The sequence below is a fragment of the Xenorhabdus szentirmaii DSM 16338 genome (assembly GCF_002632585.1).
Lineage (GTDB): Bacteria > Pseudomonadota > Gammaproteobacteria > Enterobacterales > Enterobacteriaceae > Xenorhabdus > Xenorhabdus szentirmaii.
Window position 1 is genome coordinate 621,121 of the sequence record NZ_NIBV01000002.1, and the last position, 15,358, is coordinate 636,478.

General features: G+C 41.9%; 14 protein-coding genes, 1 tRNA gene and 1 pseudogene. 9 read left to right on the forward strand and 7 right to left on the reverse strand.

The window, feature by feature from the left end:
* The first annotated feature begins 23 nt into the window (after positions 1–23).
* The gene (gene rmf / locus Xsze_RS12535) at positions 24–182 is read left to right on the forward strand and encodes a ribosome modulation factor (RefSeq protein WP_071991771.1); all 159 of its coding nucleotides are present in this window, start codon (positions 24–26) and stop codon (positions 180–182) included.
* Positions 183–283: 101 nt separating this feature from the next.
* Here rmf and fabA read toward each other — a convergent pair whose 3' ends face one another.
* Both fabA and Xsze_RS12545 read right to left on the reverse strand, forming a co-directional pair.
* Positions 284–802, reverse strand: a complete 519-nt coding sequence (fabA, locus tag Xsze_RS12540; RefSeq protein ID WP_038237267.1) for a bifunctional 3-hydroxydecanoyl-ACP dehydratase/trans-2-decenoyl-ACP isomerase — start codon at positions 800–802, stop codon at positions 284–286.
* Positions 803–888: 86 nt separating this feature from the next.
* Positions 889–2,619: an AAA family ATPase gene (locus Xsze_RS12545; RefSeq protein ID WP_038237269.1), complete on the reverse strand. Its 1,731-nt coding sequence runs from the start codon at positions 2,617–2,619 to the stop codon at positions 889–891.
* Positions 2,620–2,820: 201 nt separating this feature from the next.
* Between Xsze_RS12545 and matP the strand changes: the two genes are divergently transcribed.
* Positions 2,821–3,270 carry a macrodomain Ter protein MatP gene (gene matP / locus Xsze_RS12550; protein ID WP_038237271.1) on the forward strand — a complete coding sequence of 150 codons (450 nt, stop codon included), beginning with the start codon at positions 2,821–2,823 and terminating at the stop codon, positions 3,268–3,270.
* Between the two features lie 96 nt (positions 3,271–3,366).
* On the opposite strand, the gene ompA is transcribed toward matP, so the two are convergent.
* Together ompA and sulA are read right to left on the reverse strand one after the other, a co-directional pair.
* Positions 3,367–4,494 (reverse strand): porin OmpA, encoded by a 1,128-nt coding sequence (ompA, locus tag Xsze_RS12555; protein ID WP_038237273.1) that lies wholly within the window; start codon positions 4,492–4,494, stop codon positions 3,367–3,369.
* Positions 4,495–4,845: 351 nt separating this feature from the next.
* Positions 4,846–5,418 carry an SOS-induced cell division inhibitor SulA gene (gene sulA / locus Xsze_RS12560; protein ID WP_038237276.1) on the reverse strand — a complete coding sequence of 191 codons (573 nt, stop codon included), beginning with the start codon at positions 5,416–5,418 and terminating at the stop codon, positions 4,846–4,848.
* Positions 5,419–5,658: 240 nt separating this feature from the next.
* On the opposite strand from sulA, the gene Xsze_RS12565 reads away from it, so the two are divergent.
* A complete protein-coding gene (locus tag Xsze_RS12565; protein ID WP_038237279.1) occupies positions 5,659–6,300 on the forward strand; it encodes a TfoX/Sxy family DNA transformation protein in 642 nt (213 codons plus the stop codon).
* Between the two features lie 92 nt (positions 6,301–6,392).
* Here the strand turns inward: Xsze_RS12565 and yccS are convergent, their stop codons facing one another.
* Positions 6,393–8,558 carry a YccS family putative transporter gene (yccS, locus tag Xsze_RS12570; protein WP_038237282.1) on the reverse strand — a complete coding sequence of 722 codons (2,166 nt, stop codon included), beginning with the start codon at positions 8,556–8,558 and terminating at the stop codon, positions 6,393–6,395.
* 68 nt (positions 8,559–8,626) lie between these two features.
* On the opposite strand from yccS, the gene helD reads away from it, so the two are divergent.
* Positions 8,627–10,678: a DNA helicase IV gene (gene helD / locus Xsze_RS12575; protein ID WP_038237284.1), complete on the forward strand. Its 2,052-nt coding sequence runs from the start codon at positions 8,627–8,629 to the stop codon at positions 10,676–10,678.
* A gap of 54 nt (positions 10,679–10,732) precedes the next feature.
* On the forward strand, positions 10,733–11,146 hold the full coding sequence (locus tag Xsze_RS12580; protein ID WP_038237311.1) for a CoA-binding protein: 414 nt from the start codon (positions 10,733–10,735) through the stop codon (positions 11,144–11,146).
* Between the two features lie 88 nt (positions 11,147–11,234).
* Here the strand turns inward: Xsze_RS12580 and hspQ are convergent, their stop codons facing one another.
* Positions 11,235–11,555 carry a heat shock protein HspQ gene (gene hspQ, locus Xsze_RS12585; protein WP_176553619.1) on the reverse strand — a complete coding sequence of 107 codons (321 nt, stop codon included), beginning with the start codon at positions 11,553–11,555 and terminating at the stop codon, positions 11,235–11,237.
* Positions 11,556–11,779: 224 nt separating this feature from the next.
* Here hspQ and yccX point away from each other — a divergent pair, with 224 nt between their 5' ends.
* Positions 11,780–12,058 (forward strand): acylphosphatase, encoded by a 279-nt coding sequence (gene yccX / locus Xsze_RS12590; RefSeq protein ID WP_038237297.1) that lies wholly within the window; start codon positions 11,780–11,782, stop codon positions 12,056–12,058.
* 11 nt (positions 12,059–12,069) lie between these two features.
* Here yccX and tusE read toward each other — a convergent pair whose 3' ends face one another.
* Complete coding sequence (gene tusE / locus Xsze_RS12595) at positions 12,070–12,399, reverse strand: sulfurtransferase TusE (RefSeq protein ID WP_038237300.1); 330 nt, start codon at positions 12,397–12,399, stop codon at positions 12,070–12,072.
* A 182-nt stretch (positions 12,400–12,581) separates the two neighbouring features.
* On the opposite strand from tusE, the gene Xsze_RS12600 reads away from it, so the two are divergent.
* From Xsze_RS12600 to Xsze_RS12605, 3 genes and pseudogenes are all read left to right on the forward strand, one after another.
* Positions 12,582–12,669, forward strand: a tRNA-Ser gene (locus Xsze_RS12600).
* 163 nt (positions 12,670–12,832) lie between these two features.
* Positions 12,833–12,928, forward strand: a pseudogene (locus tag Xsze_RS23485) (Arm DNA-binding domain-containing protein); the annotation flags it as partial.
* Positions 12,929–13,019: 91 nt separating this feature from the next.
* A complete protein-coding gene (locus Xsze_RS12605) occupies positions 13,020–14,048 on the forward strand; it encodes an IS110 family RNA-guided transposase (RefSeq protein ID WP_099138231.1) in 1,029 nt (342 codons plus the stop codon).
* The last annotated feature ends 1,310 nt before the right edge of the window (positions 14,049–15,358 follow it).

The window sequence follows — 15,358 nt, forward strand, 5'->3', positions numbered from 1 at the left end:
GGTAATAAATGAGGAAGTAAGGCATGAAAAGACAAAAAAGAGACCGTTTAGAGAGAGCACTTTCCAGAGGGTATCAAGCTGGTATTCAAGGGCGACCACGAGAAAATTGCCCTTACCATACATTGGATGCTCGCTCTTATTGGTTGGGGGGATGGCGTCAGGCTAAAGAAGATCGCGTTTGACGTTAATCAGTTCTTACATGGGTAATCACCTCCGCAATCGCGGAGGTGTTCAGCGCAGGGAACAGAGGTCAGGGAATTTGCTAACCATCAATATTTGCGGATCAAAACGCACTGGTATCTTTGAATAATCCGACTTTTAAGTCAGTCGCGGTATAAATGAGTTTACCATCGACCAGAACTTCACCATCTGCCAATCCCATAATCAGCTTACGGTTGATAACGCGCTTAAAATTAATACGATAAGTCACTTTTTGGGCTGTAGGAAGTATCTGGCCTGTGAATTTCACTTCTCCAACGCCCAGTGCTCTACCTTTACCTTCACCACCAATCCAACCGAGGAAAAAACCAACAAGCTGCCACATGGCATCCAGACCAAGGCAACCAGGCATTACGGGATCGTTGACAAAATGACAATCGAAAAACCATAACTCAGGATTGATATCGAATTCAGCCTCGACATACCCTTTATCATAGGCACCGCCAGTTTCTGACATTTTTGTGATGCGATCCATCATCAACATGTTGCCAGAAGGCAATGGTGGACCATTTTCACCAAACAATTGACCTTGACCAGAGGCATGAAGCTCTTCTTTTGTATAGGATGATTGTTTTTTAAACATATTCTCAGGTAGCCTTATCGTTATGTAAGGCTAGAGAATAGCGTACACTTGTACGCTGAACAACTCCGATCAGATAATATCTGAAATTAATCCAGCCAGCGTAAAAACCAAGGGGATCTCGGCCGCTCTTGATTATTGGCCTGGGTAATACGCTCATTTATCATGGCTAACAGATGTTCTTGTTGTGGATCATAATAAGGAATGCCTGTCAGCAGGGATGCAGCTTCAGAAACATGCTCCACGGCCCAAATGTGAAATTGCCCATTTTTTACTGCATTAACAACGTCTTGGTTCAGGCATAAATGTTGGACGTTTGTCATTGGAATAATGACACCCTGATGGCCCGTTAATCCTCTGTAGTGACACAGGCGGAAGAATCCTTCAACTTTTTCATTAACGCCACCGATAGGTTGCACATACCCAAATTGGTCTACCGCGCCGGTAACGGCAATTTGTTGGTCGAGGGGTTGTTGTGACAATGCACTGATAAGGGCGCACAATTCAGCCAGTGAAGCACTGTCACCATCCACTTCGCCATAGGATTGTTCAAATACAATGGAGGCTGAAAAAGGTTGTGGCTGATCCAATTTTAATTCTGAAATTAAATAGGCTTGCATAATCATCATGCCTTTTGCATGAATATTGCCACCTAACTCAACTTTGCGTTCCACATCAATAAATTCACCATCCCCTAAATGGGCGACGCAGCTAATGCGGGATGGTTCTCCCATTGGATCAGGATGCCCGGGGTATTCGAGTACCGATAATCCATTGACTTGACCAATAACAGAACCTTCTGTACGAATCAATATTTGGCCTTTCAGAATTTCGTCCATGCTGCGTTCAGACAAATAACCATGCCGCCAAATGCGATTTTCTTCTGCCTGCTTTAAAGCGGCAGCGGTGATCTGATTTTCTTGCTGATAATTGGCCGCTATTTTCAATTTTTGCTGTAACCACTGAACATCCAGAGGTAGGCTGAGCTGATCATCGGAATAGCGGGTGGCTTGCTTGAGGAGTTCAGGCCAGGCTTCAGCGCTGAGTGAAGGAAGATTCTGTTTTTGTGTCATTTCATTAACATGGCGACACCATAAAGACAGATCGTCCTCTTCATGGAAGGGCATATCCAGCTCAAACTCACTATATAACGCGTTACTTGTCAGTTCTGGTTCAATGGATTGTAACTCTTCGAGACTGAGTCGATCTCCGACCAGAAGCAAACGGAGATTCAATTCCATTGATGGTACAGGAAGGGGAAGAGAGCGATTTTCATCATGTGATAACCAGTCAAAGCGACGCTGGGTAATCATTTGCTTGAGACGAACCCACATCAATGGCTGGGAGAGTAACGTTCGTATAGGTAAAATCAGAACCCCGCCGTTGACTTGATGGATAAGACCCGGCTGTAATTGGAGGATACCTTGGTGACTGTAGATATTGCCAAATAATTGTTCTGGCTCAATCCATTCACGATAAGCCACCCGTTCAGTTGGCGCAAAAAAGCCTTCACCTGAGGAATGCCAGGTAATAGTTTGATGATCTATTTGGTAGTAACCACCAATATTCGGATGATCTTCTGGCAGTAAAGAGGAAACCATCTCAGAAAAAAGAGACAAATAAACATCACTTTCTTCCGCTTTTAACAACATAAAAGGTTGGTGAAAATTGGCCTGACAAAAGAGGGATAACCCATTATGCAGTCTGGGTTGAACCTCAGCCATTGTGATGGGCGGTAATTCAGAAACAGAATCAAAGAATGCTTGATAAGGCGTAGTATTTGGCTGTAACGCCTGCCAGTCTAATTTTATATTCGTCAAAATGGTCGCTACATATAGTAAAAGGGGAAAGATTGATTATACAAGATTAAACAATGAACCAACATGCCAGAATCCAGAAAGCATGATATTTGAGCCAATACATTTTGCTTGTAAAATACCCCAATATTTTTTGTTGTGATGAGCAATTCAAAGAAATAATTGCTATGCTTGATTTAGGTTACGCTGTCACTGAGAGATGAAATGAAATATCAACAGTTGGAAAATCTGGAATGTGGCTGGAAGTGGGCATATTTAGCGAAAAAACACCGTGAAGGTGAGGCGATTACTAAATATATTGAAAAAAGTGCCGCTGAGGACGCGGTGAATGAATTGATGAAGCTAGAGCCTGAACCGATCAAAGTTCTGAAATGGATTTCATTGCATATGAATCCGGATTTATCCAATCGAATGAAGCAAACAATCCGGGCGCGGCGTAAACGTCATTTTAATGCAGAACAACAACATTCGCGTAAAAAATCCATTGATTTGGATTTTCATGTTTGGCAGCGGCTTTCAAACCTTTCTCAACGTCGTGGCAATACCTTATCAGAAACAATCACACAGTTGTTAGAAGACGCGGAATATAGAGAAAAATATGCTCACCAGATGTCAAGTCTGAAACAGGATCTGGAAGAAATATTGAGGAAATAGTTCCTTGTAAGTGAGAAAATCGGCAAAAAATAAAAACCCCACTTTGACATGGGGTTTTGATAACTCGATCTTTTTTATCAATCAATAACGACAATATTATTGCGCTGCTTTTGGCTGCGTAACAACTTCTTTGGTGCCCTGAATGTTGATAATTACACGGCGATCTGGAGCTAGGCAGTCAATCAGTTTGGTACGAACTTTGATATTGTCGCAGGTTGAACCCGTGACTGGGTTTTCTTTACCGCGGCCTTCAGCTTGAATGCTGTTTGCTGGAATGCCTTTAGCGACCAGGTAATTTACAACGGATTGTGCACGTTTCTGTGACAGGGGCAGGTTGTAATTCTGGCTACCAATGCGGTCAGTGTGACCAACTACCAGAACGCTGCCTTGATTCGGGTCAATTTTAGCTAACTGGTTGTAGAGATTATTCAGCTCTTGTTGGCCTTCTTCTTTCAACGTTGATTTGTTGAAGTTGAACAGAACGTCAGAGCGTAAAGTGAAGCTCTGGCTCTCAATCGTTGGAGCTGAAACGACAGGCGCCGGAGCTGGAGCGACAGGTGGAATAACCGGAGCAGCTTCATCTTGACCAAAGCGGTAAGAAACACCAACGCTCAGTAAGCCATTATCTGGACGGGCACCAACAGTATTCGCATCACCAATGTTGTTAGTCCACTGGTAATCCAAACGGGTAGCTATATTTTTGGTCAGTGCATATTCAACACCAATAGCGGCTAGAGGAGAAATACCAGTATCGTTGTCTTTCAGGCGACGCTGACTGTTACTGTTAGTTCCAGCCAGGGCATTTGAATTGTAGGTAGCAGAGGAGTCTGCACGCCATACCATACCGCCTAAACGAGTGTAGACATCCAGATTATCCAATACCGGATAGCTCAGTTTAGTTGTCAGCTGAACACCCTGAGCACGGAAAGAACCATTATTAACGCTACCTTTATAAGCTATGCGACCTAACCAATCATAGCCTAATTCAAAACCTAGATATGGATTTGCTTGATAACCGACATAAGCACCTGCTCCCAGGTGGCTTTTGCGGGTAGGGCCGTTACCAATTTGGTCAGTATAACCGTTACCGTAGAAGTTTACGTCATGGTATTGAGACCAACCCAGCTTAGCACCGGTATACCAAGTATTATCCTTTGGAGCTGCTTGGGCAGCAGTTGCGAAAGTTGCCACTGCCACTGCTACTGCGATAGCTGTTTTCTTCATTTTATGCCTCGTTATCATCCAAATAGGCAATTGACCTTAAAAGGCCTTATTGTTAGCCATTGGTTAAAATGTTTGCTTAGGAGGGCGTGCTTTTATCAGAAGTCATATCTGAAAGAGAAAGTCACATGGCCAAGCCTAAGCTGTGTAAAGTCTACAACGAACTTAAAAAGTTACAAGTGCACTGTGACTCATGACACAAAATTTTTATCTGCTTTCTTACAAATATGTGTTAATTATGACAAATATTTACAATATTTACCGTATAACCACGTTGATTTTCATCAGGAATAAGATTTTTTATTATAACTCGCTTATTTTTTATAAAAAAATTGAGATAAATCCTAATTTAAGTCAATGGTAGTAAATAGAGTGAATGTGTAATCTATTTAACTGCGAAATAAATTGATGGGCTAATTTCTGTGGCCGCATAATAAAACCCAATGCCGTACCTTTTTGCGCAGCCAATTGTAATTTATTCATTTCATATTCAGATAACTCAGGCAACCAGCCCAATACCACACTGTAATTACCACTTGCCAATGCCTTTTCCATAGCTTCAATAGAAGCCATTGGGTGGATTTGATGAAGTTGAACCACTTTGTTTAAAGGTAGCCCGGAATTTACTAACCATTGGCGGCTTAATCTCTTATCGGGCGTGACCCAGAGTAACCATCGTTCTTCACTGCCAGACTGACGTAATAAAGGCAACAAAATGTGGCTAATGGCAGACTGCTGCTCATTATAGATAAGTTCACTGACCATGCCTTTTGTTGTATGAGAAGTGCATTGGGCAGCGCCGACAACAGGCTGTTTCCTCATCAGTTTATCAGCCTTTATTTTGTCTGTTTTATGTTCACTTTCGATTGTATTGACGGTGGTTGCTTTCTCTTCTATGAGATATTGCCATGATGATCGAATGCTCATAATGTTTCTCGCCATGATGGACTGTATATATATACAGTATAACGCTATTTGATTAAAAGCAAGATCCTTTTTTTCAAAGCGCTTCGCAAAAATTCACAGAAATCAGGATTTTTCTGACTTAACGATTGGCAGTTGGAAATAGTTTGCGTATGGTTTTAATTAATTGTTCTTGTTATCTATTTTATTAATAACAGGCATGATTGAACGTTCTTTTGGAATAAGATTCATGGAGCGATATAAATGCTTTTATTTGGAGCGCGACTAGCTCAATTACAACAAGATTTGTCTTCATTGGGAAAACTTAAGAAAAAATCTCAATTTGGCGGCATTGGATTATCAATTGATGGTGTTTTATTTGCGATCAGTTCAGATGGGGAGCTGTATTTACGAGGAAATAGTCATGCTGAGGTATTATTTAAAGCCAGAGGTATGGAAAAGTTTATCTATTCAAAAAGGGGAATACCTGTGACTTTGCGGTATTACCGCGTTAATGAATCACTTTGGCAAGATCAAAAACAGTTATTTGAATATGTACGATTAGCTTACCATTATACGATGGAAGAAATTATTGACAGACAGAAAATGCCTCTGAGACTTAAAGATCTTCCTAACCTAGGCATCGCCTTAGAGAGGCAATTATGGAAAGTCGGTATCTCTAAAGTAGAAGAGTTAAAAATGCTGGGCGCAAAAGCGACTTATCTCAAGCTACAGCAACACAGGAAAAAAACAAATGTGAGTTTATTGCTTGCATTGGCAGGGGCGATAGAAGGGTGTCATGTTGCAGTATTACCTGAGCAACTGCGTGATGAATTGCTCAACTGGCACAAGGAATTAGGCCAGGAGAATACTGATTATCACAGGTTCATAACCAGTGAAGATTGATGAGAGAGTATAGTATAGGGGATTAATCCCCCTATACATGAGTTCGCATGGAGTTAAGCTTACATGGATGTAAAAATCTATCGTTGAATCTCTTACTCACGGATTTGTTTTATCAAACTAACAATTTCAGGTAAGAGTTCAATCAATAACCCGATTTGTTGTAGCACAAGCTGGACTCTGCCATTGCTTTCAGAAGGTGACAGATTGTTTTTTTCTATCAGTTGGCTGGCAATGGTTTTCAGGGCATTATCATCAAGTTGCTCCTGTTTTAATGCTGACTCGACATGGCAAATTGCTTCCCTGAGAATATCTAGGATTGCGGGGTCATTGAGTTTGTCACGATGAGCACCCAAGGCAGAAATATAGCTTAACATCGTATGATTGAGGCATAGCAAACGGAAGGCCGTTTCTTGAAATATCCGATAACTTTTGGGTTCCGATGCCATATTTGAGATCACAGATGCCAGCTCTGCATCACTATTGTGAGCGTCCCGGCGAGCGATGCGATAGTTCAGGCTGTTACTCTTTCCTTGAGAGTATTCTTCTAAAATGGCATTGAGGTAGCGGCAATTTGCTCCCATAGTCCGGTTAATGACTTGAGGTAACTGGCGAAATTTCCAGTCCGGCCAAATAATGCTGACGGCAAGTAATGCAATGCCACAGCCTGCCAATGTATCAATAATTCTTGGCAACGCAACGTCAAAACCCTCACCCAACAGGTTGAAACTCAGTAATACCAGTAGCGTGATGAATAACGTTGCATGAGCATATTGGCTATTACGAAAAACAAAAAACATTACACCAGAAATGACAATCAAAACTAATTGCCCTTCAATGGAAGGCACAAAATAGAGAATAGGCAGGCCAATCAGAATACCCATCAATGTGCCAATGACTCGTAAGGCTAAACGGCGGCGCGTGGCACTATAATTAGGTTGGCAGACAAATAAGCTTGTCAGTAAGATCCAATAACCTCGTTGTAAATCAAAAAGCTGAATAATGGCATAGCCTGTACATAATAAAACAGACATCCTGATAGCGTGACGAAATAGAGCCGATTTGGGGGTCAGATTGCTGCGTAACTTAAACCAGATATCACTCCAGCCTGTCAGAGCTTCATTGGATAGCTGAATTTCTTCTTGTTTGTCATTTTGAAAAATATGTTGAGAGATGCTTTGGGAAAATAAATGTTGTCCGGAGCTGAGTCCAGCTAATTGAGCATCAATTGCACGTAAGTTTTTCAGAAGATTATCGAAAGCTATAGTTTTGGCATTCGTGCCCTGCTGGTTTTTTAGGCGGGTGAGGGAGTTTTCGAGGTAGTTAAATGCACGCTCAAAATGAGTGCTATGCTGATATTGCTGCCGAAGAATAATAGATTGTGAAATTTGCTCACATGCCCGTGCTTGCATGGAAAGCAATCGTTGGATACGAAACAAAATGTCACTGTGACGAAAAATTTCTCTTAATTTTTGATATTGAACATGAGATGAACTGGCTCGTTCATGAATATCCTGAACAACAAAATAATAATGCAGTGTACGCCGAGTACCCGATTGTCCTCTGTCCCCTTTTAAACGGCTCAATAAAGAACTCTTGGCATGATTGAGTGTTGTGACTAATGAACTATTTGCCATGGCGACATCGAACATCGAACTTTTATATTCTTCAGCCTCAGTGTCAGGATCAAATAAGCTCGCTTTGGCATAGAGATAAACAGAAAGCTGTTGAAAACAGCGCGCCAGATTTTCTTGTAGGGGACGGATAGGAAATAGCAAATGACCGGCTAATGTCAGCAGGTTATACCAGATTGCACCAATAAGCAGCAATACAGGTTGCTCATACCACAGAGGGAATATTGATGATCCCAGCATGGTATAAATGGCAATCAACAAAGCCCCAAAAGCAATGGTGGCGTAACGCTGCCCCAAGGCCCCAAGCAGGATAAAGCCACAAGTTGATATTGCCAGCCCGGGCATAAAAAGCCATGGGTAGGGAAACAGCAATGTGATAGAAGCGGAAGCGATAAAGAAAGAAATTAAAGTAATAATGAGATTGCGTAACCTGCCCGCCAAACGATCATCCAAATCTGTTAATGCGGCTGCAACGACGCCAAGCAACAATGGAATGGTTATTTTGAGTTCTTCCTTTAATAACCAAGGAACGAGAGTCGTTCCTGTCAGTGCAATAAATATACGGATATAATAGAAGACATGACTGTTATACAGAAAATGGCGGGAGCCGGAGAAGACCGTTAGCACAAAATACTCCTAACAACATTTACGTGATGAAATAGTTCAACAATTTCTAGGTACGGTGCCACGACAATATGGAACTAAAATCAACGCAAATTGGCCAACGCCTCGCTCAGCACCCTTATAACAGGGTACGTTTACTCAATGCTGGTATCGAAGTTAGCGGTGACAAACACCAGTACCTTATTCCATTTAATCAATTAATCCATATTCAGTGCAAGCGAGGGATTGTTTGGGGAGAGCTTGAATTTGAATTACCTGAAGGAAAAGTTGTTCGCTTGCATGGCACAGAATGGCAGCAAACACAGCATTTTTACCATTACTTGTTGAAAGAATGGCAAAAATGGAGCGTTGACATGAGTGGGATTACCGCGAATGTCTTGGCTGGTCAAATAAATGAAATCAACAAAGTGAAGCAACAAGATCGTTGGTTGAAAACGGCAGATTTGGCGTTATTACAGCGGCAGATCCATGAAACGCTTCAATCAATCCCTTTGCCATTACAACGAATTGTACAATTTGATAACTGCCGCGATGATTATCAGGTCTGCTTGAATTGGTTGAGTGAAGGAAAAAAAACAATTCAGTTCCTGAATCAACAATGGGTAGATCGTATTCTTGCTCAATACAGTGAATTTTTCCGTAATTCTGGAGTTCTTCGGCTCAATCAGGCTCAGAGTCAAGCAGTGTTGAATGGTGAAAAGAATATTTTACTTTTGGCTGGGGCAGGAAGCGGAAAAACATCTGTTTTAATTGCCCGTTCTGGCTGGTTACTATTACGTCATCAGGCACTTCCTGAACAAATTTTATTGTTGGCTTTTGACCATCAGGCCGCTGATACGATGAATGAATGCATTCAGGCCCAGCGGGGAATGAAGGAAGAAGCAAAGACATTTCATGCTCTGGCATTACATATTATTCAGCAAAGTAGCAATAAACCGCCAAACATAAGTGTACTGGAAACGAATGAGCAAAAGCGTCGTGATTTCCTCATTCAGGAATGGCAAAAACAATGTAGCGGCAAAAAAGCTCAGGCCAAAGGTTGGCGAGAATGGTTGAATGAAGAATTGGGCTGGCAATTGCCTGAAGGTGAATATTGGCATGATAACCAGCTGACAACTCGTTTGGCTATCCGCCTGGAGCGATGGTTGGAGTTAATGCGCATGCATGGTGCGAGTCAGAAAGAAATGATTGAACTGGCTCCAGCGATTCACTCTTCTGTGTTCCAGAAACGGATACGGCTAATGGCACCTCTGCTGAAAGCCTGGAAATTAGCATTACGATCTGAAGGGACTGTTGATTTTTTTGGCCTTATTCATCAAGCAGTGAATATTCTGGAAAAAGGTAAGTTCATCAGTCCATGGAAACATATTCTCATAGATGAATTTCAGGATCTTTCTCCATTGCAAGCCAAGTTATTAATGGCATTGAAAACACAAAATAAACAAAGTCATTTATTTGCGGTGGGAGATGATCGACAGGCAATTTATCATCGTGGTGGAGATGAACTCACTGTAGCGGCGGCTTTTCTTGCTTATTTTGGAGAAATTAACGAATGTAAGCTGGACACCACTTACCGTTTCAATGCCCGTATTGGTGAAATTGCGAATCGATTTATACAACACAATCCCCATCAATTGGCTAACCCCCTTAATAGCCTGGCAAAAGGTAATAAAAAATCAGTTGTGATATTACCGGAAGAACAGTTAGAAGCATTGCTCAATAAAATGAGCAGTTATGTAACGAAACAAGAAACCATTTTGTTATTAGCCCGTTACCATTACCTAAAACCCGAATTATTGAAAAAAGCCGCAACCCGTTGGCCGAATTTAACCATTAAATTTATGACTGTTCATGCTTCTAAGGGACAAGAAGCAGACTATGTCATCATTTTAGGTTTGCAGCAGGGGCAAGACGGTTTTCCTGCTCCTGCGAGAGAATCGGTGATAGAACTGGTTTTATTGCCCCAACCAGAGGATTTTCCTGATGCGGAAGAACGTCGCTTATTATATGTTGCACTGACTAGAGCGAAAAAACAGGTTTGGTTAATGCAGGACCCCAAAAATCCATCGACCTTTATTCATCAATTAGTGCAATTAGGTGTACCGGTTCAACGCAAGGCTTAGTGCCATTCTAATCAATAATAGCCAGACAAGAGAGGAAGTCGCATGAAAGGCCAGATAAGTGATCAATTCATCACTAACATATTAATAAAAACCAAAACAATAGCATTAGTTGGGGCGAGTGATAAAGCAGATCGCCCGAGTTATAAGGTAATGAAATACCTGCTGAGTCAAGGGTATCAGGTTATTCCTGTCAGCCCTAAGCTGGTGGGACAAACCTTATTGGGACAGCGTGTGATAAGTAAATTGTCCGATCTCAAACAACCGGTTGATATGGTTGATGTATTTCGCAATTCATCAGCGACTTACGGTGTTGCTGAAGAAGCGATTGCTATCGGTGCAAAGGTTTTATGGTTGCAAAAGGGCATCATCAATGAAGAGACAAAATTATTGGCAGAAAACGCAGGGCTGGATGTTGTAATGGATCGTTGCCCGAAAATTGAAATCCCACGTTTGGGAATGGAAAAGTAATGAAGGCGGTGAATGTTATTTTATTCGCCACCTTATATGTGTGATTTGAATAACGGGCTCTGAACAACAGTAATGAGAGTGAAAAAATTCAATTCCGTAGTCTTGGAGCTTGCAATTGGCTACGGATGGATTCAGCTAATTCATCCATAGAAGGTTGTTCCGGATGATCGTCTGATATTTCGTAAGTCAATTGAGCTTCTGCCAAGTATGTATGGATAGGTTGCCCATCATCACCTTCCATCACAACGTGGTACCATGGAGCTGAGCGTAAAGTGGCATTAGACGCAATATCATTTTCCTGCGGTTGTTCTAAAGAATATTCGGCATCAATATCAACAACAACACCCAAATAACCCAACAAGCTATGTCGAACTTGCTGACCGATACCGAATTTGCTGGCGATCATCATAGTCACCTCCAAAGAAACCTTGCAATGACTCTTAATATAAGGGCTGTAAGGCAAATTTCAAGCGCACACCCGGTAACCGAAATTTTGCATGACTTTTGAGATAAAAATGGCATAAAAATACCATTTGATAATTTCAGGTTAGCCGCTGCGTATATAAAATACAATACTAAAAGTAAGTTTTACGTTCCAAAATTGCTATTGTCCCATTTAAGAGGAGCGCAACAATGACTAAACGTAATATTACTATTAATGTTTACGGACGAGTACAGGGAGTTGGATTTCGTTACCAAACATATCATTGGGCAAAGAAAAATAAGCTGACAGGATATGTTCGTAACATGAATGATGGCAGCGTTAAAATCGTTGCCTGTGGTAATGATCAGCAAATCAATATGTTAACTTGTTGGTTGGAGCAAGGCGGGCCGCCTGGTGCCAAAATTGACCATTTCCAATCTCATTTTGGTGACGCAGAAGAAATGACGGATTTTAGTATCCGTCATTAATGACAGATAAATCAAATACATTTAACGGGTTTTGGGAGGCCTGCAATTTTTGTCGCTTGTTTTGCAGGCCCCTTAGGGAATAAGCGATACAGGTAGCGGCTATTTCCTTTCTCTTCGCCATACTTTTGTGAGATAGCCTTGACTAACATACGAATTGCGGGAGAAGTATTAAATTCTTCATAGAACTCACGCACAAAACGTATCACTTCCCAATGTTGTTCAGTGAGTATGATTGCTTCTTGCTCGGCAAGCAGAGGAGCGATAGCTTCCAACCAATCACTGCTGTTTTTCAAATAACCTTGCGCATCAGTTTCGATCGTACGCCCTTCAAATACCAACATAACTTTTCAACCATTCAATAACGATACTGGCAATTTAGCAAAAATCACCATCATTCCCAAGAAAGATTACCAAAAATGCTGAATAAATAGACCAATAGATAGCAATTTGAGTAAATTAACGGCACTTGAACAGATAAGTGCTTTACAATGATAACCACGATGTTTATAGTGCTCGACATCGCGGAGGGGTGGCCGAGCGGCTGAAGGCAGCGGTCTTGAAAACCGCCGATGGGAAACCATCCGAGAGTTCGAATCTCTCCTCCTCCGCCATATACACTTCTACTAGCATATCCTAAAGTCTACTTTTCCCAGTAAAATCAAACAAAAAACCAATCTCTCATTATATCAAGGTCTACTGTCGTTTTCCTAAATCTCTACAATTTGTTGTATAGAAATTCCCTATACATTTTTTCTATACAATATTGGGTGGTTTATGAAGCTAACAGACTTGGCAATCAAGTGAGCCAAACCAAAGGAAAAAGCCTATACGCTGGCGGATGGCAACGGGCTATCTTTGTTAGTCGATACTGTAGTGATGTGATGGACGTCCCCCTCTTCAGTTGCAAACAGTGTCATCGTTAACTTGATACTGAATACATTGCATTTCGGGAGTATTTCTCATGAACACAATCAAAGTGGTGGGCATTGATCTCGCCAAAAACGTTTTCCAGGTCTGTGTCTGGTCAACGGATAATTCTGTGACCTGGAATAAAAAAATCTCACGGCAAAAATTGCTGGATACACTCCGGGCGTTTCCGCTCAATACCCTTATTGCGATGGAGGCTTGCCAGGGAGCTCATTATTGGGGAAGAACGCTCCAGGCTATGAGCTATGCCGTCCGGCTTATTCCGACTCAGTATGTCAAAGCACTCTGTAAAAATCAGAAAAACGATGCCAATGATGTGCTGGCCATCTGTGAAACCGCCTGCCGTCCCGGGATTCATTTTGTTCCGGTCAAAACGGTTGAGCAGCAGGATATCAAAGCTCTGCGCAGTGCCCGGCAACTCGTGGTAGAACAGCGTACCGCCCTGATTAATCAAATCCGGGCATTGCTCGTCGAACAGAGGATCGTTATCCCCGCGGGCATTCAGCAACTCCGGCAAGCCCTGTCTGATATTCTGGAAGACGGAAACAATGCTTTATCCTTTGTTCTTCGTCGCCTGTTGCATTCATTACAGGACGATATGCGGCGATTTGATGCTCGTCTTCACGAAATGGATAAAGAGATTCAGGCGGTTTCAAGTCAGCAATCGGGTTACGCCCACTTACTGACCATTCCCGGTGTGGGGCCGTTGATTGCCGCCGCTTTTGTCAGTGACGTCAATGTAGATCAGTTCGCGCAGGGTCGTCAGCTCTCGGCCTGGTGTGGGCTGGTTCCACGCCAAGACAGTTCTGGAGGGAAAATCCATCTGTCAGGCATGACCAAACAGGGCAACCGTCACCTGCGAACGTTAATCATTCACGGTGCCCATGCGGTGATGCGCTGTTGTCAAAAACGTGAGGATGTTCTGGGCGAATGGTTAAGAAAATTAATTGCCCGATGTGGCTTCATGAAGGCAACGGTCGCTTTGGCCAACAAACTGGTGCGTATTATCTGGCGAATTTTAAAGGATGATGTTGATTTTATGATGAAGAAAGCCGTGAATTAACCGATTAAAAAAGACGTTTACTGAGTTTGCAAACACTGATGAGAAAACAGCTACTGTCCTGTAATAGCCTGTGCTTGACCAAGGTAATCATATACCTATGTAGTGATAAGGAAACAGGGCTCGGATGACATCATGGCGCGGGTGATTCAGCCCACAATGACGCCGGATATATGGTCGCAAACCGTATCAATTCAATGCTTGCACAACCGGGGGACGTCCATATATGGTCAACTAAAACTGATCCCGTTTATTTGTTAAGGCTTCGCTCCGGTGTGGCCTTTTTCATATTTGCCACCGTAATAATTCTCATCATATCAATCAAATGTTGGATATTTGACAGTGACAGAGATTAGATATTGCCGGTAGGTCAAGGCTAAACCAGTGGCTGTTACGGTCAGATTGAGCAACGTGTGCAGGAATCAAACTAACTGCTGAGGATTGAATGACTAGGCATTCACTGGCCACCATGATGCTTCTATATACATTCCTTCTGGTTATCGATAGTCGTGAGGATTGGTTTCTGTTTATAGGGAAATTGTTGCTATGAAAAAACTGATAGTTATTTTGCTCGTAGCCTCAGTTTTCCCTGCATTTTCAGCTTATTGCTACCACTCAAAGTATGGCAAACAACCCGAAATCAATAGTGGCCCGATAACCGAAATTCAGTAACTGATTGGATTAATTACCAGAACACATACATTGCGAACTGGATTCCAAGCACACAAGGGCTAGCCAATGCCCCAAGACTGAAATCGACACAATGTTACTGCTGGTTGTCTCAGGCTTCGCATCCAATCACGCAGCTCTGTGCATGAAATCTATACCCCGGTAGTATAGGTGATGCAGCCACCATTGAACTCACTGGAGAAGCTGGATCAATTGTTCTCGATATTTGAGAAGGCATTATCAGCAACCGAGAAAAATTAAGGTATTTTGCAAGGTTATGTGCAGACTGCATGTAGATGAGGCGATGGAAAACACAGATAAGGTATTGGTTGAATTGATTAACAAAGCACTCTCTGCCATCAATGGGTTAATTAAATTTGATAAGGCCTATTATTGATCATTATTGAGTAATTGATACTTTGGCAGCTCTGGGTAAATAATTTGTTATTTATCTTGTTCCTGACTTTGGCATTATTAGCCGGTTATCTACTCCAGCATATCTTTTATGGACTAGACCATGACTCGAAAAATAGAGCATAGAGTAGCTATGACCTGATGTTTGGTAATTCTTAGACAACATATTATTGAGTTTAATTAATATATCATCGGTTTTCTTAACTGAAGAGATATAGTATATAAGAAAT

Excerpts from the sequence above, each read along its gene's own strand:
- rmf (WP_071991771.1), top strand. The coding sequence starts at position 24 with ATGAAAAGACAAAAAAGAGACCGTTTAGAGAGAGCACTTTCCAGAGGG.
- ompA (WP_038237273.1), bottom strand. The coding sequence starts at position 4,494 with ATGAAGAAAACAGCTATCGCAGTAGCAGTGGCAGTGGCAACTTTCGCA.
- yccX (WP_038237297.1), top strand. The coding sequence starts at position 11,780 with ATGACTAAACGTAATATTACTATTAATGTTTACGGACGAGTACAGGGA.
- matP (WP_038237271.1), top strand. The coding sequence starts at position 2,821 with ATGAAATATCAACAGTTGGAAAATCTGGAATGTGGCTGGAAGTGGGCA.
- Xsze_RS12605 (WP_099138231.1), top strand. The coding sequence starts at position 13,020 with ATGAACACAATCAAAGTGGTGGGCATTGATCTCGCCAAAAACGTTTTC.
- fabA (WP_038237267.1), bottom strand. The coding sequence starts at position 802 with ATGTTTAAAAAACAATCATCCTATACAAAAGAAGAGCTTCATGCCTCT.
- tusE (WP_038237300.1), bottom strand. The coding sequence starts at position 12,399 with ATGTTGGTATTTGAAGGGCGTACGATCGAAACTGATGCGCAAGGTTAT.
- hspQ (WP_176553619.1), bottom strand. The coding sequence starts at position 11,555 with ATGATGATCGCCAGCAAATTCGGTATCGGTCAGCAAGTTCGACATAGC.
- sulA (WP_038237276.1), bottom strand. The coding sequence starts at position 5,418 with ATGAGCATTCGATCATCATGGCAATATCTCATAGAAGAGAAAGCAACC.
- helD (WP_038237284.1), top strand. The coding sequence starts at position 8,627 with ATGGAACTAAAATCAACGCAAATTGGCCAACGCCTCGCTCAGCACCCT.
- Xsze_RS12565 (WP_038237279.1), top strand. The coding sequence starts at position 5,659 with ATGCTTTTATTTGGAGCGCGACTAGCTCAATTACAACAAGATTTGTCT.